Source organism: Nocardia pseudovaccinii, from assembly GCF_050942345.1.
Taxonomy (GTDB): domain Bacteria; phylum Actinomycetota; class Actinomycetes; order Mycobacteriales; family Mycobacteriaceae; genus Nocardia; species Nocardia pseudovaccinii.
Map to the genome: position 1 here is coordinate 9463475 of NZ_CP192074.1, position 25073 is coordinate 9488547.

Annotated in this window: 10 protein-coding genes and 1 tRNA gene; 3 read left to right on the forward strand and 8 right to left on the reverse strand. The window is 66.7% G+C overall.

The annotated features are described in order from the left end of the window. Window positions 1–48: 48 nt before the first annotated feature. Together ACQPZ2_RS42500 and ACQPZ2_RS42505 are read right to left on the reverse strand one after the other, a co-directional pair. Window positions 49–723, reverse strand: a complete 675-nt coding sequence (locus tag ACQPZ2_RS42500) for a DUF6875 domain-containing protein (protein ID WP_433523475.1) — start codon at window positions 721–723, stop codon at window positions 49–51. Next, window positions 720–17804 (reverse strand): amino acid adenylation domain-containing protein, encoded by a 17085-nt coding sequence (locus ACQPZ2_RS42505; RefSeq protein ID WP_433523476.1) that lies wholly within the window; start codon window positions 17802–17804, stop codon window positions 720–722. Before ACQPZ2_RS42505 ends, ACQPZ2_RS42500 begins: the two co-directional genes overlap by 4 nt. A 632-nt stretch (window positions 17805–18436) precedes the next feature. On the opposite strand from ACQPZ2_RS42505, the gene ACQPZ2_RS42510 reads away from it, so the two are divergent. Further along, window positions 18437–18507 (forward strand) — tRNA-Gly (locus ACQPZ2_RS42510). Between the two features lie 164 nt (window positions 18508–18671). Next, on the forward strand, window positions 18672–20126 hold the full coding sequence (locus tag ACQPZ2_RS42515; protein WP_433523477.1) for an alpha/beta hydrolase: 1455 nt from the start codon (window positions 18672–18674) through the stop codon (window positions 20124–20126). A gap of 62 nt (window positions 20127–20188) precedes the next feature. Here ACQPZ2_RS42515 and ACQPZ2_RS42520 read toward each other — a convergent pair whose 3' ends face one another. The 3 genes from ACQPZ2_RS42520 to ACQPZ2_RS42530 all read right to left on the reverse strand — a co-directional run bounded on the left by ACQPZ2_RS42520 (window position 20189) and on the right by ACQPZ2_RS42530 (window position 21143). Further along, on the reverse strand, window positions 20189–20518 hold the full coding sequence (locus tag ACQPZ2_RS42520; RefSeq protein WP_433523478.1) for a hypothetical protein: 330 nt from the start codon (window positions 20516–20518) through the stop codon (window positions 20189–20191). A gap of 117 nt (window positions 20519–20635) precedes the next feature. Next, entirely contained in the window at window positions 20636–20932 is a 297-nt protein-coding gene (locus tag ACQPZ2_RS42525; protein ID WP_433523479.1) for a hypothetical protein, read from the reverse strand. Then, complete coding sequence (locus ACQPZ2_RS42530; protein ID WP_433523480.1) at window positions 20919–21143, reverse strand: hypothetical protein; 225 nt, start codon at window positions 21141–21143, stop codon at window positions 20919–20921. Before ACQPZ2_RS42530 ends, ACQPZ2_RS42525 begins: the two co-directional genes overlap by 14 nt. A 105-nt stretch (window positions 21144–21248) precedes the next feature. Here ACQPZ2_RS42530 and ACQPZ2_RS42535 point away from each other — a divergent pair, with 105 nt between their 5' ends. Further along, window positions 21249–22037, forward strand: a complete 789-nt coding sequence (locus tag ACQPZ2_RS42535) for an alpha/beta fold hydrolase (RefSeq protein WP_433523481.1) — start codon at window positions 21249–21251, stop codon at window positions 22035–22037. Here the strand turns inward: ACQPZ2_RS42535 and ACQPZ2_RS42540 are convergent. From ACQPZ2_RS42540 to ACQPZ2_RS42550, 3 genes are read right to left on the reverse strand one after another with little or no spacing between them, the layout of a single operon-like run. Further along, the gene (locus ACQPZ2_RS42540) at window positions 22021–22668 is read right to left on the reverse strand and encodes a TetR/AcrR family transcriptional regulator (protein ID WP_433523482.1); all 648 of its coding nucleotides are present in this window, start codon (window positions 22666–22668) and stop codon (window positions 22021–22023) included. The two genes, ACQPZ2_RS42535 and ACQPZ2_RS42540, sit on opposite strands and share 17 nt — an antisense overlap. 4 nt (window positions 22669–22672) lie before the next feature. Continuing rightward, complete coding sequence (locus ACQPZ2_RS42545; RefSeq protein ID WP_433523483.1) at window positions 22673–23491, reverse strand: crotonase/enoyl-CoA hydratase family protein; 819 nt, start codon at window positions 23489–23491, stop codon at window positions 22673–22675. Continuing rightward, window positions 23488–25020, reverse strand: coding sequence for an acetyl-CoA acetyltransferase (locus tag ACQPZ2_RS42550; protein ID WP_433523484.1), 1533 nt, complete (start codon window positions 25018–25020; stop codon window positions 23488–23490). The genes ACQPZ2_RS42545 and ACQPZ2_RS42550 overlap by 4 nt, the downstream gene beginning before the upstream one ends. Between the last annotated feature and the right edge of the window lie 53 nt (window positions 25021–25073).

Consider the following 25073-nt stretch of genomic DNA (forward strand, 5'->3'; position numbering starts at 1 on the left):
CTGCCGCCGCATTGTCGATGGCTCGGTTGCCTTGTCCGGGACCCGATCTCAGTGATTTCCGTCCGAGGCTTCGGTTGTCTGCACGAGTCTGTCGGACATGGCGCTGGTGATGAACTTGGGGATCGCGGGTGCGAATATTTTGAGATAGGAGTCCACCCATTCATGGCGGGAGCTGAGGAACGGGAAGTCGGTGGCGGCCATATGGCGAATGGCGAGCATGGGCAGGGGCGCGTCGAGTGCGGGGAAGGCCGGGTTGCGCAGCCCCGGGACGGTGCAGCCCGGATAGAACTGGCCGAGCATCAGACCCTTTGCGACGAACCGAGACTTCTGGTCATGCTGCACCGCGTCGATGTCGGCGTAGTCGGTGAGGTCCGGGAACACCGCGAGGACGGCCTTGAACTTGCAATCGGGTTCATCCCAGGGTGGCAGGGCGGGGAACATGTCGTACAGATCGTCGATGATCGCGGTCAGGCACTCGGCGTCCACGGAAGTACCCGCGAAGAATGCGGCCCAGAGCGAGTGGTTCGCGATGGCGTGGTTGGTGTAGGGACAGACCGGACCGGACCGGCCGAGATCGGGGTGCGGCCGACACAGGTATTCGCGAGTCCACCTACGCAATTCGGCAGCACGGGGATGCAGATCGATATGCGTCGCCGGATCGGGCGCGAATAGGTTGACCGGCTCGATGCCGGAACGTGTCCCGACGATTCGGTGCGGGTTCATGATCGGCTTGTCCTTGCGGAGGTGGCGGGTTCCATCGGGGTGGTCCGGGCTGAGCGGAAGTGCTCGGTGAGGACGAGTCCGATCGCGCGCAGCGACTCGGGTTCGATCATCCGCTCGTGCCGGACCGGAATGTGATGGTCGGTGATACGGCCATTGATCAGGTTGTGCCATGCGAGGGCCTGCGAGGGACCTTCGTCTGTGTGGGCGGCGGCGCTGAAGTAGATCAGGTCGCCGTCGAAGGGAGTCGGCCGGTAGTTCCAGGTGAGGTCGACGAGCCGGGTGTAGTCGTCGTGCAGGATCACGAGGTGCTCGGGGGTCACCGCGGTGAAGAGTCCGCCTTGCCGGTGGAGCAGTTCGGCCGCGGCCGCGGCGGTGAGATCGGCCGCGCCCGGTGGCACATCGAGTCCGGCGAACTCGGCGAGCAGCTGTCCGATGGAAGGAGTGGGCACACGGACGGTGTCGCCGGTGACGACGCGGGTGTCCATCATGGCCAGGGTGGCGACGGACGCACCTTCGCCGCGGAGTCGGACCGCGATCGCGTGCGCGATGGTGCCGCCGAGCGAGTAGCCGAGCAGGTGGTACGGCCCGTGCGGCTGGACGGCCCGGATCTCCTGGACATAGCGGGCGGCGAGTTGGTCGAGCGTCTCGAACTCCGCGGTGGCATCGCTGAATGCTGGGGATTGCACCCCGTACACGGGACGGTCGGGATCGATGTGCTGCACGAGTCCGCTGAAACCCCAAGCCAATCCGATGGCGGGGTGGACGCAGAACAGCGGCGGCTCGTTTCCGGCGGCGCGCAGCGGGAGCAGGACGGACAGCGCATCGCTGTCCTGCTCGTCGAGCCCGCGACGGCGCATGTCGATGCGGCGGGCCAGCGACTCGGGCGTCGGATCGGTGAAGATCCACTGAACCGGCACGTCGACACCGGTCGACTCGGCAAGGCGCGCCACCAGTTCGGCCGCGGCAAGCGAGTTGCCGCCCAGGGTGAAGAAGCCGTCGTCGAGGCCGACCCGCTCGATGCCGAGGCTCCTGGTGAAGGCGTCGCAGACGGTGCCCTCGAGTGCGGTGGACGGCGGCCGGAACCGGGCGGGTCGCCAATCGGGTGCGGGTAGGGCCTGGTAATCGACTTTGCCGGTCGGGGTGAGGGGTATCCGGTCGACCGTGCGGATGGCCGTGGGGATCATGTGCGTGGCTAGTCGCGTTGCGAGGTGGGCGGTCAGTGCGGCGGTGTCGGTCGTGCTGCCGGGAGCGGGCACGACGTAGCCGACGAGTTGAGTGCTTCCGTTGGGGCCGGTGTGCACCGTGACGGCGGCATGGTCGATGTCGGGGTGGGCGCGGAGTGTGGCTTCGATGTCGCCGGGTTCGATGCGGTGGCCGTTGATCTTGAGCTGTAGGTCGCTGCGACCGGAGAATCGCAGTGTTCGATCGGTAGTCCAGCTGACGAGGTCGCCGGTCCGATACATGCGTGTCCCGGCCGGTCCGTACGGGTCCGGGATGAATCGGGCTGCTGTGGTTGCGGGTTCGCGATGGTAGCCGCGGGCGAGGCCCGGTCCGGACACGTACAGTTCGCCGACTACTCCGGGCGGGACGGGGCGCAATCTGCGGTCGAGTACGACGGCCGTGAATCCGAGCACCGGCCCGCCGATTGTCATCGGGCCGCCCGCGGTCGTGGTCAAAGGAGCATGGCCGCAGCTGACGATTGTCGTTTCGGTAGCCCCGTAGGCGTTGAGCACGGTGCGGCCCGGCGTCCACTGTGCCGCCAGATCGGGTGGACAGGTCTCGCCGCCCAGGATCAGCGTGTCCAGGGTGTGGACTTCGTCGGCGTGCAGTGATGCGAGCACGGTGGGAGTCACGGCGGCATGGGTCACCTGTTCGGCATTGATCAACTCGGCCAGTGCGGCGCCCGCGACTACCGGTGCGGGGGCCACGACCAGGGTGGCGCCGGTGGCGGTCGCGCTGAACCATTCGAGGATCGAGACGTCGAAGGTGGGTGAAGCGGCGGCCAGCATCCGAGAGGCCGGGGTGAGGCCGAACCGCTCCCGTATTTCGGTGGCCAGATTCGCTATCCCGGTATGAGTGACAACCACTCCTTTGGGAGTCCCGGTGGAGCCCGAGGTGTAGATCAGGTAGGCCGGATGCTCCGGGCGTAGCGGGGTTGCGCGCTCGGCGTCATCGATCGCCCTCGGGTCGGTCTCCGCCGTCATCGCGACGAAGGCGGGATCGTCTAGGGCGAGCCATTCGAGCGCGCCGGGCAACTGCTCTCGATAGGTGTCCAGGGTCAGCCCGACCGCGGCACCGGAATCGTTGAGAATGCGCGTGATCCGGTCGCGCGGGTGGGTGGGATCGATCTGCACGAACGCGCCGCCGGACTTGGCGACCGCCCACACAGCGATGACAGCGTCGACACAGCGCGGAAGCGCCACGGCAACCATCGCTTCCGGACCGATTCCCATATCGATCAATACGCGCGCCCAGCGGTTGGAGGTCTCGTCGAGTTCGCGATACGACAGCCGAACGCCGTCGCAGACCAGCGCTTCCGTGCCGGGCGTCATCGCGACCGCATCCGACAACACCTGCGGCAGTACCGACGCCACCGGGCCGGGCCGACCGCGGACGGGCACCAGTGCGGCCTGCTCGGCGGGCGAGAGCAGCTGCAGTTCGGTGAGTGGGAGATCGATATGCGCGGCGACGGTGTCGAGCACGCGCAGCACCCGGTCGGCGAGGGCGTCGATCTGCTGTCGAGTGAACAGTTCAGGCAGGTATTCGAAGGTCAAGTGCAGCCGGGTGTCGTGGTGCACGACCAGGCCGAGCGGATAGTGCGCGGCGTCTCGTCCGTCGATGCCGCGGACGTGCATTCCGGCGATGTCGATGTCTTCGGACAGCCCGGCGCGGTCCACCGGGTAGGACTCGAAGACGGTCACGGTGTCGAACATCGCGCGGGCACCGGCCACCTGTTGGATCCGGGCGAGTCCGAGGTGGTGATGATCGAGCAGCGCGGTTTGTTCGGTTTGGATTCGCCGCAGCAGCTGGGCGACGCTTTCGCGGTGGTCGAGCCGGATCCGCACGGGCACGGTGTTGACGAACAGTCCGATCATCGATTCGATGCCGGGAAGCTGTGGCGGACGCCCGGAGACGGTGGTGCCGAAGACCACGTCGTCGCGGGCGGTCGCGTTGGCGAGCACGAGCGCCCAGGCCGCTTGGACGATGGTGTTGAGGGTGGTCTCGTGCCGGTGAGCCACCTCGACCAGGGCCGCGGTGTGGTCCTGGCTCAGCTGCACGCGCACTTCGCGCCCCGCGGCGGTGGTTCGGCGGCCGCGGTCCTCGGGGGCCAGCAGAGTCGGCTCGGCGACCCCCTCGAGTGCCTGTGCCCACGCGGTTTCCGCACCGGTCCGGTCCATGCTGGTCAGCCACATCAGGTAATCGCGGTAGGGACGCACCGGAGGCAGTGCCGCGGCGTCGCCGTCGGCGGCGTAGAGGATCAGCAGTTCCCGGATCAGCAGTGGTGTGGACCAGCCGTCGATCAGGATGTGATGCATGCTCAACACCAGCCGGTACTGCTGGGGGGCGATCCTGATCAGTGTCAGTCGTAGCAGCGGCGCTGCGGTCACATCGAAATGGCGGTCGTCGGCCATGACCTGTTCGAGCGCGGCCGCGGTGTCGTCGTGCTCGGCTAGGTCGACCTCGGCGAACGGCACGTCGACATGCCGGTACACCACCTGGACGGGGTCGCGGGCGCCGTCACGCACGAACGCGGTCCGCAGGTTCGGGTGCCGTCCGAGCAGAGTCCGCGCGGCGCGGCGCAGCCGGTCCGCATCGACGCGCCCGGCGAGTTCGATACGGAGTTGCACGATGTAGGCGTCGAGGGCGCCATCGGCGAGCTGGGCATGGAACAGCAGTCCCGCCTGCAGCGGCGTGAGCGGCCAGATGTCGTCCAGCGCCTGGTGCCGGGTCTCCAGCCGGTCGATCGCGGCTTGGTCGAGATCGACTAGGCCGACATCGGAAGGGGTCAGCCCGCCGACACCGGGTCGGGACGCGTGGGCAGCCAGAGCCGTCACGGCGTCGCGCCACAGTTCGGCGAGGTCGGTGACTTCGGCGCAGGTGAGCACGCCGGACGGGTAGTCCCAGGCGGCGGTCAAGGCGGGGCCGTCCGAGGTATCCGTGGTGACCGCGTTGATGCCGAGCACGGCGGCCGCGGCCGCGTCGGGATTCTGGTTGCCGCCGCCGGTGTCGCCATCGGCGGGCAGCCATCCGCTGTCGCGCAACGCCTCGGGAACGGTGTCCAGACGACCGAGATAGTTGAAGCTCACCTGCGGGGCAGGCAGCGCACGCAGGATGGGGGCGGTATCGGCGTTGAGGTAGCGCAGCAGCCCGTAGCCGATCCCACGGTCGGGGACCTCGCGCAGTTGTTCCTTGACCGATTTGACGACCGCCGCCGCCGCGGCACCCGCGGCGAATGCGTCGTCGATATCGATGCCGGACAGGTCGAGCCGCACCGGGTAGGCGGTGGTGAACCATCCGACCGTGCGGGTGAGGTCGGCGCCGGGGAGCACCGTGTCGTGGCGGCCGTGGCTTTCGAGCGTGAGCAGCGTTTCGATCACGTTGTCGCCGTGACGCTGCCGCCAGCGAGCCAGTGCCAGTGCGAGCCCGGCGATGAGGGCGTCGTCCACACTGCCGCGGAACGCCTGGGGCAGGGTGGTGAGCACAGCGCGGGTCACCGAGGTCGGCAGTGTCACCTCTACGGTCGCGACGGTGGCCTGCACGTCGAGTTCGGGGTCGAGCGGGCGGGCGCCGAGCGGCGGATCGGCGGCACCCAGCGTGGATCGCCACCAGCCGAGCTCATCGAGGCTCTCGGCGGCGGCGTTCAGGCCGTGCGCCCAGCGGCGCATCGAGGTGCCGACGGGCGCGAGCCGTGGCTGTTGCCCGGCATCGATCTGGGCCCATGCCGTGGCGAGGTCGGGAATCAGGATCCGCCACGACACCGCATCGACGGCCAAGTGATGTACGACAACCAGCAGCCGTCCCGGCCGTTGCGCCCAGTCGAACCAGACCAACTGCAGCACGATGCCCGCGGCGGGGTCGAGTCGTTCGGCGGCCGCGTGCGCCTCGGCGTCGGCGATCGCGGCGAAGGCGGCGCTGTCCGGCGCCGCTGCCACCGGCACGCGCCGGATCAGTCCGGCGGCGATCGTCGCGGTAGGCCGCACCCGCAATGCCCACCCGGACGGGTGCGTCGGCTCCGGCTGCAATCGGGCCCGCAGCATGTCGTGCTGATCGATCACCGCTTGCACGGTGGCCTCGATCCCGTCGACGTCGATACCGCTCGGCAGCGTGAGCATCACCCACTGGCAGAAATGGTCGAATCCGCCGCGTTCGAACATCCAGCACATGATCGGCGTCAGCGGTACCCGGCCGACGCCGCCGCCGGGGAGCTCCGCCGGAAGAGCGGCCGCCGCGGTGCTGTCCTGGACTGCGACCTGGGCCAGTCCCGCAACCGTTTTCCGCTCGAATACCTCCCGTGTGGAGAACACCACACCGGCTGCTCTGGCTCGGGTCACCAACTGGATCGACATGATGCTGTCGCCGCCCATGGCGAAGAACGAATCATCGACTCCGACCCTGTCGATGCCCAATACCTCGCCGAACAGTCCGGCCAGCGTCCTTTCCACCTCGGTGACCGGCGCCCGGAATTCGGCCCGGCCGGTAGTGAAGTCCGGCTCGGGTAGCGCGGCGCGGTCGAGCTTGCCGCTCGCCGTCACCGGCAAGGTGTCGAGCACCACCACGGTCGCGGGCACCATGTGCGGGGCCAGCCGCTGTTCGGCGAACGCGAGGATCGCCGACGGGTCGAGCTCGGCGCCGGGCTCGGGCACCACGTACCCGACCAGCCGGTCACCGGCGACTGTGCCCCGGTGGACGGTCGCGGCCGCTCGTGCGACACCGGCACAGGCCAGCAGGCCCGATTCGACCTCGCCGAGTTCGATGCGGAAACCACGCAGCTTGACCTGGAAGTCGGCCCGGCCCACATAGTCGAGCGTCAGATTCCCCTCCGGCAGCCGCAGCCAGCGCACCAGGTCACCGGTCCGGTACATCCGCCGCCCCTCCTCCGCGAACGGATCGGCGACGAAGCGCGAGGCCGTCAGCCCCATCCGGTTGCGGTAACCACGAGCCAGAGCCGGGCCCGTGAGATACAGCTCGCCGACAATTCCGACGGGCACCGGCCGCAGCCAGGCGTCGAGCACGACGTGCCCGACCCCGCGGATCGGTCCGCCGACCGTCACCGGCTCACCTGCCACCAGCGGCGCGCTGGCGTCGGTCTGGATCGTGGCCTCGGCCGGACCGTAGGTGTTGAAAAATCTCCGGCCCGGCGCCCACCGTGACACGAGATCGGGCGGGGGCGCTTCGCCACCGACCATGACCGTCTCGAGGTTCTCCAACCCGGCCGGGTCGACGGTCGCCAAGGCCGTCGGCGTCAGTGCGGCATGGGTCACCCGCTCGCTCGACAGGATCCGCGCCAGCTCGTTCCCGCCGTAGACGGTCGGCGGCGCGATCACCAGCCGCCCACCCGATGTGAACGCCCAGAGCAGTTCCAGCACGGCCGCATCGAAACTCGGCGACGCGACATGCAGCACCCGCGCACCCGGCTCGATATCGAACCGCGAACACAGCTCGGCCACCAAGTCGGCCAACCCTTGGTGCGACACCACCACGCCCTTGGGCACACCCGTCGAACCGGAGGTGTAGATCAGGTACGCCGCATGATCGAGCCGGATCGGCCGTGTTCGCTCCGCATCGGTCACCGGCGCCGACGACGCCGCCGACGCCTCGGCTTCGACCGCCGCCTCGTCGAGGACCAGCCATGGCACCGATCCGGGCAATCGAGACCGCCACTGTGCCAAGGTGATTCCCACCGCTGCACCGGAATCGGTGAGCATGTGCTCGATCCGGCCGATCGGATACTGCGGGTCTATCGGCACGAATGCCGCCCCCGACTTCGCCACCGCCCATACCGCAAGCACCGACTCGACCGATCGCGGCAGCCCCACCGCCACATTGGCCTCCGGCCCCACACCTCGATCGATCAGCAACCGTGCCAACCGATTCGACTGCGCATCGAGCTCGCTGTAGGTCCAGCGCCGATCCTCGTACACCATCGCGATTGCCCCCGGATCCCGCCGCACCGTCGCCGCCAACAGCTCCGGCAGCATTCGCCCCGGCACCGCCGGGGAGCCCGATACCGGCGTCAACTCCCGGTATTCCGCGGGTGAAAGCAGATTCAGCCGGGCCAGCGGCAGCTCCGGATCGGTTGCGACGACTCCGAGCACGCGCAGGATGCGCTGCAGGGTCTCGGTCATCGTGTCGTGGTCGAAGAGTTCGGGCAGGTACTTGATCTTCAGGTGCAGCCGGGTGTCGATCCGCGCGACCACTCCCAGCGGATAGTGCGCGCCGTCCGCGCCCGTGACATCGACTACTCGCATCCCCGCGATATCGGTCTGCGCCGTCAGCCCGAAACGGTCGATCGGGAACGATTCGAACACCGTCATCGTGTCGAACACCGCCCCCGGCCCGGCCACCCGCTCGATTTCGGTGAGGCCGACGAACTGGTGCTCGAGCAGGTCCGCCTGTTCGGTCTGGATTCGGTCGAGCAGTTGTCCCAGACTCTCGGCGGCGTCGAGACGGACGCGCACCGGCACGGTGTTGATGAACAGTCCGATCATCGATTCGACGCCCTCGATCCGCGGTGACCGTCCGGAGACCACGGCGCCGAACGTCACATCGTCCCGAGAAGTCAACGTGCCCAACACAATTGCCCATGCCAGCTGGATCACGGTGTTGAGGGTGACGCCGCGGGTTCTGGCCAGATTCGTCAGCGCCGCTGTCTGCTCCTCGGTCAAATCGCCGGGCACATCGCGTGATTCGGTGTAGCGGCGGCCGGGATCGGCCTGCACTACCAGCGTCGGCTCCTCGGCGCCGTCGAACGCGCCGGCCCACGCGTCGAGCGCAGCGGCCGAGTCCTGCCCGGCGATCCAGGCAAGGAAGTCCCGGTACGGACGGACTTCGGGCAGCACGGTCGCATCGCCGTCGGTGGCATAGAGCACCAGCAAGTCCCGCAGGAGCAGCGGCGTCGACCAGCCGTCGAGCAGCAGGTGATGATTGGTCAGTACCAGCCGATAATGCTGCGGCCCGGTGGTGACCAGCATCCAGCGCAGCAGCGGGGCACGCGCCGGATCGAACCTGGTTGCCCGGTCCGCGGCCAGGAGCAACTCCCACTCGCGATCGCGGGCACTGTCATCGAGGTCGGACAGGTCCAGCTCCGACCAGGCGGCCTCGACATCTTCCTGGACCACCTGCACCGGTCCGACATCGGTGTCGAAGGCGGCGCGCAGATTCGCATGCCGGTCCAGTAGCACTTGTCCGGCTCTGCGTAGCCGCTCCGGATCGACCTGACCTCGCAATTCGACGACCAGTTGGGTCAGGTAGGCGTCCACCGACTCCTCGGACACCAACGCGTGGAACAGCAGCCCCTCCTGCAACGGCGTCAACGGCCAGACATCGCTCAGCGTCGGGTATCGGTGCTCGAGTCGCTCGATTTCGGTCTGCCCGAGCCGGACCAGATCCAGATCGGATGGTGTCCGTCCTCCGCTACCGGCCAGGCGGACGTTGCTCGCCAACGCGGTCAGTGCCCGGCGCCAGGACTCCGCCGCCGCACGCACCTCCTCGGGGGTGAGCAACTCGGCGGGATAGGACCAGATGGCCCGCAAACGCGGCCCTCGTCCGTCGTCACGAACACGGACATTGATGTCGAGTACCGCCGAAACCGGCCTATCCGGATCCTGCGCATAGGTGAACTCGTCGCCGTCCACCGGCCGCCATCCGACCGCCGGTTCCCCTTCGGGAACCCCGCTGGAGGACGGACCGACGTAGTCGAAGGCGATCTGCGGCGTCGGCAGCGCGCCGGTGTCCTCGTCGAGATACCGCAGCAAGCCGTAGCCGATCCCGTGGTCCGGGACGGCGAGCAGCTGTTCCTTGACGGACTTGACCGCTGCGCCGATGGCCTGCCCGCCCGCGTATGCGTCGTCGATATCGATGCCCGACAGATCCAGACGCACCGGAAAACTCGTGGTGAAACAGCCGACCGTCCGGGCCAGGTCCGCGCCCGGGACAACGCCCTCCTCCCGACCGTGCCCTTCGAGACCGATCACCACATCCGTCAGCCCCGTGGCCGCGGGTTCCCGTTCGCGCCGCCACTTCGTCAGCGCAACCGCCAGCGCAGCCAGTAGCCCGTGGCCCACCTCGCCGTGGAATGCCGCGGGCACGTCGGTCAACAGCGCCTCTGTCACCTCGGGGGACAGCTCGACCTCAACCACCCGAGTAGTCGCGACCACGTCGATCGCGGGGTCGAGGGCCCGCGACCCGATCATCGGATCGGGCCGGTCGGCCATCGCCCGCCACAGTTCGAGCTCGGCTGCCCGCTCCGGCCGCCGGGCCGCCTCGACCAGCCCATACGCCCACCTGCGCATCGAGGTCCCGGCCGGGGCCTGCTCGGGTGGCTCGCCGGACTCGATCCGCGCCCACGCGGCCGCGAGGTCCGACACCAGTACCCGCCAGGAAACCCGATCGATCACCGATTGATGCACCAGCACCAGAGCCCTGCCCGGTTCGGCCGGATTCGCCGGATCGAACCAGACCACCCGCAGCACGATCCCGGCGTCCGGATCGAGCCGGGCCGCAGCGGAAGTCAGCTCCGCCGCCGCGAACGTCCGGAACTCGGCGCTTCCCGGCATCGGCACCCGGTGGATGGCATCGGCGGCACGAATCGTGCCGACCGGCAGCACATCCCACGTCCGGCGGCCATCGTCGTCCGAACACAGCCGCGCGCGCAGCATGTCGTGCCGGTCGAGCACCGTCTGCACCGTTTTCGCCAACCGCTCCAGGTCGATTCCGATCGGCAGATTCAGCATCATCGCGTGCGAGTAGCGGGCGAACTCCGGACCTGACCGTTCGAGCAGCCTTCGCATCATCGGCGTCAGCGGTACCGTGCCGACGCCGCCGCCGGGCAGTTCCGTCAACTGGGCGGCTGCGGTGCTGTCGTGGGCTGCGACCTGGGCCAATCCGGCGATCGTTTTCCGCTCGAACACGTCGCGTGCGGAGAACGTCGCACCGGCCGACCTGGCTCGGGCCACCAACTGGATCGCCATGATGCTGTCGCCGCCCAGGGCGAAGAACGAATCATCGAGCCCGACCGTGTCGGCGTCGAGTATGTCGGCGAAGGCTCCAGCGATGATCTGCTCGGTTGGTGTCTGTGGTGCTCGGAAGGGTTTGCGGTCGGCGAAAACCGGCTTCGGCAACGCCCTCCGGTCCAGCTTGCCCGCCCGTGTCAACGGAATCCGGTCCAGGACCATGATCGAGGACGGCACCATATAGGACGGCAACCGGTCGGTGAGGTACTCGGTCAACATCGTGGTGTCGATGGTCTGGCCCGGTGCGGCCACGACATACGCAACGAGTCTGTGAGTTCCGGCGTCGTTGCGATAACCGATGGTCGCCGCGTAGGCGACGGTTTCGTGGGTAGCGAGGGCGGTATCGATCTCACCGAGTTCGATACGCAGGCCGCGGATTTTCACCTGGAAGTCGGATCGGCCGAGGTGCTGGATCGCTCCGTTGCCGGTCCAGCGCACGACATCACCGGTGCGGTACATACGCCGACCGGGTGCCCACGGGCAGGCGACGAAACGGCCGGCGGTGGTGGCTGCGCGCCGGTGATATCCGCGGGCGAGCAGATCACCCGCGATATACAACTCACCGGCCACACCGACCGGAACCGGTTGCAACCGCTGGTCGAGAATCCATACCGAGGCCCCGCGGGTCGGACCACCGATCGTGACCACCTCTCCGGCCGTCAAAGGGCTCCGCGTCGCGGTGACGGTGGCTTCGGTTGGGCCGTAGTCGTTGATCAGCGTCCGGGCGACGCCCCAGTGTTCGACCAACTGACTGCCGTGGTCTTCGCCGCCGACGATCAGGTATTCCAAATCCGGTAGTGGCCAACGGGTGTGGTCGATGGTCGACAGCGCCGAAGGTGAGATGAGAACGTGGCTGACGTGCTCGCGGTCGAGCAACGCGGCGAGTTCATCACCGCCGTAGACATCCGTCGGCGCGATGACCATGGCCGCCCCCTCGGACAACGGCAACAGCAGCTCCAGTACCGACGCGTCGAAGCTCGGTGACGCCAGATGCAGTGTCCGGGAGCCGGATTCGACGCACATGGCGGCTCCGAGTGCGCTGGCGCAGTTGGCGATTCCGCGGTGGGTGACCGCGACACCCTTGGGGAGTCCGGTTGATCCGGAGGTGTAGATGACGTAGGCGATATCGTCGATCCGCAATGGACGAACCCGGTCGCCGTCGGTGATCGGACCGCTGTCGGCCTCGTCGAGGTTGTCGAACGTCGCCCACTCGGTGTCGTCTGGCAATCGCGCGGGTATGGCCCCGGCCGTAATGCCTAGGGCCGCTTTCGAATCGGTCACCATATGGGTGATGCGTTCAGCCGGATAAGTCGGATCGATCGGCAGGAAAGCGGCCCCCGATTTGGTCACCGCCCACACCGCGAGCACGGAGTCCGCCGACCGTGGAATGCCGATCGCGACAACATCTTCCGGTCCGATACCGCGCCGGATGAGCTGCCGAGCCAACCGATTGGAACGTTCATCCAGCTCTCGATAACTCAGCCGTTGTCCGTCGCACACGATCGCGGTGGCCTCAGGATCGAGCGCGGCGGCCGCCGCCAACAGGTCGGGCAACGTCGTCGGCGGAGCCGAGGGCGCACCGGACCGAGTCAGCAGATCGACTCGCTCAGCCGGTTCGAGAACGTCGATCCCCCCGACAGGCACACTCGGATCGGTGGCGATCGACTCCAGAATCCGAATCCACCGATGGACAACAGAATCGACGGTCGCGGCGTCGAACAGGTCCGTGGCATAGGTGACCGCAACGCGCATATCGCCGCTGTCATGGTTTTCCGACAGGATGAATTGCAGGTCGAACCGGGAGACCTGGTTGGGCAGCTCGACCACCGACAACTCGAGATCGGGAAGTCGCAGTGTTACCGGTTCCAGATTCTGGAACGCCAGCAGCACCTGGAACAGCGGATGTCGCGCTTGGGACCGCTGTACTACGAGTTTGTCCACCACCTGCTCGAACGGAACGTCGGCATGTTCGAAGGCGTCCAGATCGGCTTGTTTGATCCGGCCGAGCAGGTCGGTGAAGGATTCGTCGAGATCGATCTCGGTCCGCAGCACCAGGGTATTGACGAACATGCCGATCATGTCGTCGAGTGCGGCCATTCCGCGCCCGGCGATCGGTGTGCCGATCGGAATGTCGGTGCTGCCGCTCAACCGGGCGAGCAGCACCGCAAGCGTGCCGTGGATCGCCATGAACAACGACGAATTATGCTGCCGCGCAAACCGTTCCAATGCCCGCACCGAACCGGCGGACACCGAGTAATCGAGAGTGGCGCCACGATTCGACAGCACCACCGGCCGCGGCCGGTCGAACGGCAGACGAAGCTCCTCGGCGACGCCGTCCAGCGCCTCGGTCCAGTATCGGATCTGTTCGGCGCACAGCGATTCCGGATCATCGGGTGTGCCGAGGGTCGCTTGCTGCCACAGCGCGTAGTCCGCGTACTGCACCGGCAGCGGTGTCCAGGCCGGGGCCCTGCCGCTGATCCGCGCGGCATACGCGGCCGTCACGTCGCGGGCCAGCGGCGCCATGGAGAAGCCGTCCGCGGCGATGTGGTGCACTACGACGGCCAATACGTATTCCGGTTCCGCGCCGCCGACAATGCGGAACAACCGGGCACGCACGGGCGCCTGGCTGGTCACATCGAAGCCGTCGGCGACGAATTCGGTCAGCGTCTCGACCAACCGGCTCGGCACGACCGGCACCACGATCAGCTCGCGATCCACGTTCTCGACGGGCTCGATCAGCTGGATCAGCATTCCGTGGTGATCCGGATACCGCGTTCGCAACGACTCGTGCCTGCCCAGCACGTCGAGAACCGCCGCGTGCAGGGCGTCGATGTTCAAGTCGCCGCGCAGCCGAATGGCGATCGGCATGTTGTATGCGCCCGATGCGGTGTCGTACTGGTTGAAGAACCACATCCGTTGTTGGGCAGGCGCGAGCGGCACGAGATCGGGACGCGGCCCGGCGACGAGCGGCGGGCGTCTGCGCCCGGTACCGGCATGCTGCTCGATGCGAGTGGCGAGTTCCGCGACAGTGGACGCCTCGAACAACAGTCGCACCGGAATCTCGGCATCCAATGCGGCCCCGAGTCGCGCCGCGACGCGGGTCGCGACCAAGCTGTCGCCGCCCAGGGCGAAGAACGAATCATCGAGACCGATTGTCTCGATACCCAATACGTCGATGATCGCCTGGGCGATCGCGTGTTCGGTTGGTGTCTGTGGTGCTCGGAAGGGTTTGCGGTCGGCGAAAACCGGCTTCGGCAACGCCCTCCGGTCCAGCTTGCCCGCCCGTGTCAACGGAATCTGGTCCAAGACCATGATCGAGGACGGCACCATATAAGACGGCAACCGGTCGGTGAGGTACTCGGTCAACATCGTGGTGTCGATGGCGTGGCCCGGTGCGGCCACGACATACGCAACGAGTCTGTGAGTTCCGGCGTCGTTGCGATAACCGATGGTCGCCGCGTAGGCGACGGTTTCGTGGGTAGCGAGGGCGGTATCGATCTCACCGAGTTCGATACGCAGCCCACGAATCTTCACCTGGAAATCCGAACGACCGAGGTGCTGAATCGCTCCGTTGCCGGTCCAGCGCACGACATCACCAGTGCGATACATACGCCGACCAGGCACCCACGGACACGCGATAAACCGGCTGGCCGTGGTGGCCGCCCGGAGGTGATACCCGCGAGCGAGGAGATCACCCGCAATATACAACTCACCGGCCACACCAACCGGAACCGGTTGCAACCGCTGATCGAGAACCCATACCGAGGCCCCGCGGACCGGACCACCGATCGTGACCACCTCTCCGGCCGCCAACGGCGAGATCAGTGTCGCGGCGATAGTGGTTTCGGTCGGACCGTACTCATTGAGCACGACGCGGTCGACGCCCCAGCGCTCGACCAGTTCGGTGCCGTAGTCCTCGCCGCCGACCATCAGATACTTCAGATCCGGTAGTGGCCAACGGGTGTGGTCGATGGTGGCCAGTGTCGAAGGTGTGACCAGGACGTGGCTGACGTGCTCGCGGTCGAGCAGTGCGGCGAGTTCGTCCCCGCCGTATGCGTCGTCGGGTGCGATGACCATGGCCGCACCAGCAGGTAAGGGCAGCAGCATCTCCAGCACCGACACATCGAAGCTCGGTGACGCCAGATGCAATGTCCGGGAGCCGGGTTCGACGCCCATCGCAGCCCGATGTTCTGCGGCGCAGTTGGCGAGTCCGCGGTGGGTGACCGCGACGCCCTTGGGTAGTCCGGTCGATCCGGAGGTGTAGATGACGTAGGCGATATCGTCGATCCGCAACGGACGAACCCGGTCGTCGTCGGTGACGGGCCGACCGTCTGTGGTCGGCTGGTCGTCGGAAGTGCCGGGGTTGTCCGATATCAACCAGTCCGTACTGTCGGGTAGCTGTGCGCGGACAGATGTCACGGTCAGACCGATTGCTGCTTTCGAATCGGTCATCATGTGGGTGATGCGTTCGGTGGGGTGGGTCGGGTCGATCGGCAGGAAGGCGGCTCCCGTTTTGGTGACCGCCCACACCGCGAGCACGGAGTCCGCGGAGCGTGGGATTCCGATCGCGACAATGTCTTCCGGTCCGATGCCGCGCTGGATGAGCTGGCGAGCCAACCGGCTGGAACGTTCGTCCAACTGTCGGTAACTCAACTGTTGTCCGTCGCACACGATCGCGGTGGCGTCGGGATCGAGCGCAGCCGCCGCCGTCAGCAGGTCGGGCAACGTGGTGGGCGGAGCCGACGGGACACCGGAGCGGGTCAGCAGATCAGCTCGCTCAGCCGGTTCGAGAACGTCGATCGCCCCGACAGGCACACTCGGATCGGTGGCGATCGACTCCAGAATCCGAATCCACCGATGGGCAACAGAATCGATGGTCGCGGCGTCGAACAGGTCGACGGCGTAGGTGACCGCTATCGTCGCAGCGCCGCTGTCCTGGTCGGCCGACAAGAGAAACTGCAGGTCGAAGCGGGATGCTTCAGCTGGCAGATCGACCGCCGACCGTTCGGGATCCGGCTCCATATCCCGCACCGCCAACATCACCTGGAACACCGGATGCCGGGACCGCCGCGGAACGATGTCATCGAGCACCTGCTCGAACGGAACATCGGCATGTTCGAAGGCGTCCAGATCGGCTTGTTCGATGCGGCCGAGCAAGTCGCTGCACGATTCATCGAGATAGATCTCGGTCCGTAGCACCGGAGTATCGACGAACCCGTCGGCGACCTCGTCGCGCGCGACCCCAGCGTGCGCGGTGATCGGTGTGCCGATCGAAATGTCGGTGGTTCCGCTCAGCCGGGCGAGCAGCACCGCCAGCGCGCCATGGATCGCGGTGAACAGTGACCAGTTGTGCTGCCGCGCGTACCGTTCCAACGCAGGAACCAGTTCGGCACGCAATGGGTACCGTACGGTGGCGGCGCGATTCGTCGGCACCTCCGGCCGCGGCCGGTCGAACGGCAGGTGAAGCTCCTCGGGAAGATCCGCGAGCGCGGCTTGCCAGAACGCCAGATTCTCTCGGCGACGCTTGATCAGGGCGCCATCACGGATGCTGGCGGGGTGAATCTGCTCGAGCGCGGCGTCCGGATCGGCCGCGAACGCATCGAGGAACTCCCCGAATCTGGTGCAGTGTGCTGACAGTTCGGCGTCGGTATAGAGGTCGGGATTGGCGAGGAAGTGCAGGATCGTGCGCGGCGGGTCCCCGGTTTGATACAGGTCGATCAGCAAATCGTCGACCGGCCCCGAGCTGAGGATATGGAACTCCCCGCTCATCGTTCCGAACCGGATCTCCTGGTGGAAGAACATGACATTGACTACCGGGCCCGCGAAACGTCGCTGTCCGCCGTGGTATCCGGCGGCCGCACGGATATCGGTGAGGCCGCACCGCTGGTGGCGCAATGCCCCGACCAGATCGGACTGCACCCGCCGCGTCGATGTCGCCGCGGTATCGCCCGGCCCCAGCGCGAGTGGAAGGGGTGCGACATTGACGAACATCCCGCCGGACTGCCGCAGTACGGCGTTGGTGCGGCCCGAAACGGGGATATTGACCATGACCTCGTCGCGGCCGGTCATCCGGGCCAGATAGCAGCCGAATGCGGCGATCACCACCGCGGCCGGACTCGCGTTCAGCGCTTTCGCGGAATCACCGATCCGCTGTACCGTCACCGGCGAGAGTTCGGCGGTGGCGACCGTACTGTCCGCGCGGGCAGCTGCGTGCCCGGCGACCAGACTGGACTCGTCCGGCGCATCGGCGAGTCTGTTCAGCCAGTATTCCTTGTCGTCGGCGAATCGCTTCGACTCCCGATAGCTGCGGTCGGCCTCGAAGAGCGTGCGCACGTCCGCCGCTCGGTTCGGCTCCGGTGTCCGTTCCTGTACCGCCGCCGTGTACAGCGCGGCGATGCGGTTCGCGATCAGCACTCCGGCGTAGCCGTCCAACGCGACATGGTGGATTTTGAGGTACAGCAGGTAATGATGGTCCCCGACCTGCACGATCGCCGATCCGAGCAACCGGTCCCGCGTCATGTCGAGCGGTCTGGTGTACTCCCGATGCATCCACTCCAAGCCCGCCGCAACAGGATCCGGCTCGCCGCGCACATCGATCAACGGCCCGGTCGTATGGAGCAACGGGTCGAACAACTGGTACGGCTCGCCGTCCACCTCTACCAGCCGCAGGTAGCCAGACTGGAACTCCTGGCCGGCTCGTATCGAGACTTCGCGCAGTAGATCAACATCGAGATCGCCACGCAACTCGATATATTGTGCCTCGCATATCGGCACATCCGGACTCAATTTCTGCGCCAGCCACAACCCACGCTGCCCAGCGGACAACGGTATCCGCGTTATTGCTGACACGTCCGGCTCGGTTACTCTGCTCAACCCCCGGTCGGGGCGAAGCTGTGGTCGCAGAACGGTCATTGAACTTTCCTCTAACCCCGACCACGGCCAGTCTAAGCCGAATCATTCGCCGATGTATACCCACATTACGGAATCTGCACCGTGAAATTTTCACCTGATTCGCGGTGGCGACCTGCGAATCTCCCGACTCTCCTTCGAGAGGCATGGCGCATCGACAGGCGGAATGCAACATGTTGCCACACAGGGACCTTCGCCCCCGGATCCCATGACCAAATGCCCTAAACGCCAATAATACACGCGATGTATAAACCAGCCGAATTGCAATACAAAGACGGCAAATCTATATAAATTCGATTCTATTGTTAACACATGCCAGCCGCATTGCGATCGTCGCTTTTCATGGAAATCGGTGAATCGGTTTCGAAAGGATATTCCATCACACAGCTGCCGGACGCGGTGAGTTCGCTGCGCCGCGCATCGCGGCCGGGTGTCGGCGCCGACCACGCTCCGGCGGCCACCGGCGGGTCGCCACTGCCTGTCCGCATCAGAGCAGGTCAGCGACATCTACCTGGACTTTTACCGGCCGCCGGACGATTCTGCTACAGTCTCGGACGTACCCTTCGGGGTCTGCCGATGTAGTTCAATGGTAGAACTTCTGCTTCCCAAGCAGACAGCGCGGGTTCGATTCCCGTCATCGGCTCGCGCAAGGCTCCCGGCAAGTTGCCGGGGGCCTTTTCCTCTGCCGCCACTGTCGCCGAAACCCTTCCCCACCAGCAGATTCAGCCATTCGGGTGCAGCCCCCGCAGTACCGGAGTGTTAGTGCGGGATGGCTCGACGGAGGGATGCAGGTGGGTAGGCGCCGAGGTGACGATCGGCGCCATGGTCTTCCGCCGCACTATGTTCAGCGCCGCCATCGTGGCCGCGCTGGTACCGGCCACCCTGGTCGCCTGTACTTCCACATCGAGTCCGACACCCACGCTGAATTGGCGATCCTGCCAGGAGAATGACGGATTCGACTGTGCGACAGTCACTGTGCCGATCGATTGGGCCGATCGCGATGGTGCGACGATCGATATCGCCGTGATCCGGGACAAAGCCGATGATCCGGCGCGGAAGGTGGGGACGCTGGTCGCGCTACCCGGCGGCCCCGGGTCCTCCGGGGTGGATGACCTCCTGAAAGGCGGGAGGTTCTCACCGGAGCTGCGGGCGCGATTCGACATCGTCAGTCTCGATCCGCGTGGGGTGCAGCGTAGTCACCCGCTGCGCTGCGACGGCGGACTTGCCGCGCACCGGCCGAACATGGTGCCCGACCTCGGTGGTCGGCTCGACGAAATTCGTTCCTATGCAAGAGATTTCGCAGCGAGTTGCCGGGAGCATACCGGTGCCCTCGTCGACCATCTGGATGCCGTCAGCGTCGCGCGCGATGTGGAGGCGCTGCGGGTTGCGCTCGGAGTCGATCGGTTCAGCGTCTACAGCCGGTCGTACGGGACCATGTTCGCGCAGGCGTATGCGGAACTGTTCCCGCAGCGGCTGCGCGCACTGCTGATGGACAGCGTGGACGATCACAGCCTCGACGGCCGCGGATTCTTCGCCACCGAGGCACGCGGTGGCCAAGACGCTTTCGACGAATTCGCGGCGTGGTGCGAACGCGACCGGACATGTGCACTGCACGGCACCGATGTGCACCGGATCTACGGCGACCTTTTCGACCGGGCCGCACAAGGAACACTGCACGACTCGGCGGATCCGAACCGGGCAATGGGCCCGATCGATCTGAGTATCAAAGTGACACAACGGCTTTACCGCCCCGATTGGCCGGGTTTGACCGTCGATCTGCAGGCATTGGCCGCTCAACCGGCGACCCCGGTGCAATCCGCCGCGGTCCAGCGATCAGGCCGACCGGCGGCAACGCCGGAGGCCTTCGTATGTGCCGATTGGAAATTCGATATCGCCGATCAGGACGACTGGATCAGGCAATGGCATGAGCAGAATGCCGCCGCCCCGACGCTGCGTGCCCATTTCGCCTGGGCCGCAGGCACTCTCTGCTCCGCTTGGCCGACCGCTGCACAAAATCCGCCACACCGCCCGAGGATCGATGGCGCCCCACCGATTCTCGTCATCAACGGCCGCCACGACCCGGCCGCCCCGTATGAATGGGCAACTCGAGTAGCCGCCCAGATCCCCAACTCCACCCTGCTCACCTACGACGGCTGGGGCCACGGGAGCTACGACCGCACACCCTGCACGACGAATGCGGCCGACCGCTATCTCATCGACCTGGTCATTCCGGCACCGTCGACACACTGCGCGGCCGCCTGACCAGTCGGCCGAAAGCGCCCCGAACCCAACGGGTCCGGGGCGCGTAAAGGCTGATCAACCCGCTATTTCGAGCGGCATTCGGTGAAGATCTTGGTGTTGGCCTCGCGGGCCTTGTCGGCATCGGACTGGCTCATGCCGAAGTTATTCGCGTCGGCGGCCTTGGCGTCGTATTCGTCGCTGACCATCTTGCGCAGGCCCGCCTGCGAAATGCCTTGGTCCACATAGAGTTTGGCGGCACAGTCGGCCAGGTTCCTGTCCTTGAGCCCCTTGTCCTGGAGCGACTTGGAGAGGTCCGCTTGGGTTACCGCGGGCTGGTCCGCGGCCTTGTCGTTACCGCACGCCGCCAGCACCGGCAGCGCGACGAGCGCTGCGGCGATCAGGAAGGTCCGCACCTGATTCCTCTTCTCGATTCAGTATGTATCTACGGCCACCGCCGGTGGCGCCGCAACGATAATGCCGTACGACGCCCAGCGGTAGCCGAGCGAGCGGCTTCCCATTCGGAAAGTAAGTTAAAGGTCCATGGCCGCGCGCAATGCGGTATCCAACCGATCCAGCGCATCCGCTTCCATCTCATCGATGGGCTCGGCCAGCCAGCCGCGATAGATGCGACCGATATTCCCGGCATGCACCCAACCGTGCCGCTCCACGGGCACAGCCAGAATGTCCTGCGGATCCTCGTCGACGACCTCGGCGGCGATCAGCCACTGCCTCGGTGATTCATTGATGCCATCACTGCTGATGAGCACGACGGTACGGTGCCGCGGCGAACCGTGTGGGTGATAGAGCCACAGTTCACCCCTGCGCACGCATCGCCTCCTCGGCGGCGGCGAGCTCCGCTTCGTCCGCCGCGGCCAGGGCCGTCACATCGGCTACCGAACCGACACCGGTCCGCACTGCTTCGCGACGCGCTGCTTTCGATATCCACGCCGAGGGCGACATCCCCGCGCGGGCCGCCGCCTGTTCGGCGAAGGCCCAGGACGCCGCGTCCAGCGAAAGGGTGACCTTACGCGTTGCCATACCATTTATCGTACCGCCGTTTCGGCCGACTGCCAGCGGAAATCCGATCCGGTCGTGGCCGGAAATCTCGGTCCGACGGCTGCGAATCGCTGTACGGTCACAGATATGACGACGTTGAACCACCACCGGGTGGGCGCGGGGGAACCGCTGGTCCTGGTGCACGGCGTAGGCAGCCGCTGGCAGGTGTGGGAGCCGATCATCGGTACTCTCGCCGAATCCTTCGACGTCATCGCCGTCGATCTGCCCGGTTTCGCGGGGTCCGCGCCGATCGAGCACACCACCGTCGACACCCTCACCGAAGCGCTCGCCGACTTCCTGCGCGAACAGGGCATCGAGCGCCCGCACCTGGCGGGCAATTCGATGGGCGGACTCATCAGCCTCAACCTCGGCGCACGCGGCGCGGCCCGCTCGGTCACGGCCTTTTCACCGATCGGATTCTGGGACACCCCCGGCCGCGTGTGGTGCCAACAGTCGCTCGGCAAATCCCGCCAACTCGCCCGGGTGCTGCGCCGGTGGCTGCCCGATGTGCTGGGCACCGCCGCGGGCCGCACCACATTTCTGACGTTGATCTTCGGCAAGCCGTGGGCGCTCGATCCACAGGTGGCCATCGACACCGCCGCCGACGCGGCCGACGCACCCGGCTTCGAGCCCGCCCTCGCTTCCTTCACCGATGCGAAATTGCACGAAATCGGTGCGCTGGCCGACATACCCGTCACCATCGCCTGGGGCAACCGGGATATCCTGCTGACCTACGCCACCCAGAGCAGGAAGGCACGCACCGTGCTGCCCAATGCCCGCCACGTCACGCTGCACGGCAGCGGCCACACCCCGTTCTTCGACGATCCGGCCGGGTGCGCGCAGGTTCTGCTCGACACCATCAGCCCACATCCCTGACCGCTCGCGTCAGCGTTGCCGGATCCGCCTCGCCGAGCAGGATCCGGACCGCATTTCCCCAGCGGTGCCGCAGGATTCGGTTCCGGTCCAGGTCGCCGGTGAGCAGCACGCGCATGGCGAGACCGGTCATGATCTCGATGGTGAATTCGGTAATGGTCGGCACGCGCGGATCGTCCGGGAATTCCTGACGGAAGATGTCGCGAATGCTGTTGTGCATCAGGTCGAACAGTCGATACTCCAGCGGCAGGAAGGCCGCGAGAAGTTCCGGATCGGTGCGCGCGGCGACCCACATCTCCAGCGCCGCCCAGAATGACGGCCCGGTGAACATGCGCATGGTCAGCTCGACCGCCGTTTCGAGGCGATCGGCGTCGGCCGTGATCGCCTCGAATTCCCTTGTCAGCTGGGCGAATCGACGCTCGGCCAGATGCTCTACGGCACCGGCCAGCAGGTCCGCCCTGGTCGGGAAGTGGTGTTGCAATGTGCCGCGCGGCACCCCGGCCCGATTCTGCACCTCGAGCGTGGTGGTACCCGCGTAGCCGACCTCGACCAGACTCTCCACCGCGGCGTCCAGGAGCCGCGTGCGCATGCGCGAGCGCCGCTGCGCCTGCGTCTCCCGGACGCGATCGGGCATCGGATCAGCGTCCCTGCCACTGGGGTTCGCGCTTCTGCGCGAAGGCCAGCGCACCCTCGGCGGCATCCTTGGAGAACAGCGCGGGCAGCGCGATTTCGCCCTGCTTGGCGAACCCCTCCGCGACGGTCCAATCCGGCGATTCGTCGATGATCCGCTTACTCGCCGCCACCGAAAGCGGTGCGGCCGCGACGATTTCAGCCGCCAGGGCCAAAGCGCCGTCGAGTGCCGCACCGGGTTCGGTGAGCCGGTTGACCAGTCCGAGCTGGTAGAGGCGTTCGGCATCGATGCGGCCACCGGTGAGGGCCAGCTCCGCGGCCATGGGACGCGGCAGCCGCTGGGTCAGCCGCAGTACGCCGCCGCCCGCGGCGACCAGACCGCGCTTGACCTCCGGAATACCGAACTGGGCATTGTTCGCGGCGACAATGAGATCACCGGAGAGCGCGAGTTCGAACCCACCGGCCAGCGCGAAACCCTCGACCGCCGAAATCATCGGCTTGGCAGGCGGTTTCGCGGCGATGCCGAGCGGACCGCGCTTGGGGGTTATCGGCATCTCTCCCTTCGATGCCGCGACGAGATCCATTCCGGCACTGAAGGTTCCGCCCGCACCGGTGAGCACGAGCACGCGCGCGGCATCGTCGGCCTCGAATTCGTCGACCGCCGCCTCGATCGCCTGTGCGGTGGCCAAATTGATGGCATTGCGGGCCTCCGGACGATTGACGGTCAACAGCGTTATCGCATCGCGCTTTTCGACCAGTACCAAATCGGGCCCACCCGTCTCCCGGCCATCACCCCTCGTGGAGTCGCTGTGCGACGCTGCATTCATTTGACAGTCCTCTCGGTAAGCAACGTGAGCTTGTCGGCGGCGATCACATCGGCCTCCGCGCCGATCGGGTCGCCGTCGGTGAACGCCGCGACGGTTTCCGAATCGGACGCCCGAACCAGTATGCGGGCACCGGCCGGAGTCAATGCGGAGATCACCACGGCCTCGGGTTCGTCGGCGTGTTCGGGCGCGGGGCCCTTGCGATAGGCGACGGTGTAGGCCTCGACGGTGGCCGGTCCGGTATAGCCGAGCGCCGTATCGCGCCGTGCCACAGGCACTTCCGGTTCGTCGGCACGGAAGAGTCGCGCGGGCGGGCGAGCGGAGTAGACGCCGATGGCGTGCTTGGTGATGTACCAGCCGAGTGCGCTCGCCAGGCCGTAGGCCGACGGATCATCGCGCAGCCGACCGGCAAGCGTCGCGATCGAATGGGTCGCGTAGTTGTTGCCGGGGCCGCCCGCGAAGGTGAGTCCGCCGGTGACCGACAGCGGCCGCGCCGGATCGTCGATCGGCAGTCCCAGCGCCTCGGCCGCGACCTGCACCGCCACCGGGAAGCACGAGTAAAGGTCGATATGCGCGACATCGTCGATGCCGATACCCGCACCCGACAATGCGGCCCGCCCGGCCGCGGCAATGGCCGGTGAACTCGACATGTCCGCACGTTCGCAGACGTACCACTCGTCGGCGGCGCTGGCCCCACCGTGCGGAAACACCCAGCGGTCCCTCGGCACGCCCGCGGCATCGGCCGCCGCCGCACTGCACAGGATCAGCCCCGCGCCCTGATCCACGGACAGATTCGCGACGAGCAATTTCGGATACGGCGACGACACCATGCGATTCGCGCGCGACGGCGTCACCAGATCCTCGATCGACTGCTCGGCGGGCTGCCACGCATACGGATTCCGGGCGGCCACCGCCGAGAACCGCGACCACAGTGCCCCGATGCGTTCGCGCTGCGCGGCCTCGCTCAGGCCGAGCCGTCTGCGCAGCGCGGTCTCCATCAGCGCATAGAAATAGATCGGACCCCACAGTCCCGCCGCGGTCTCCATCTCGGTATTGGGTCCGCGTTCGGTGCCGATCAGCTCGGTCGGCCGAACCTCCTCGCCCTGCTCGGGCCAGTCGAGAGCGGCACCGGTACGAGTAGCCGCATTCCAGGATGCGACCGATTCGGCCCCGGCGATCAGCGCGACCTCGCACCGTCCGTCTGCGATGGCCTGCGCGACGGTATCGACCAGGCGCTGTGGCGCGTCACCGCCGAATCGCACGGATTGCAGCGTGCGCTTCGGTGCGGCGCCGAGTTCCACCGCGACCAACGCACCGAGATCCGGATAAGGCCTGCTGACCGGGGCCGCGGCCGCGATCAGATCGGCCGAGCGCAATAGCCGATCCCCGGCGCCGCTGTCCGCGCCCGCACGGCGCAGCGATTCGGCGGCGAGTTCGACCGGTCCGGGCAGGCCGGGCTCGCCGTTGCGGTGCACGACCTGCCCGACGCCGACGAGTACCGGCGTGCGCGGGTCCATTCCGGGTGGCAGCATGGTTCCTCCACTCTTTACCGTCAATGTTGACGGTAACTTGCGTTCGATTAGAA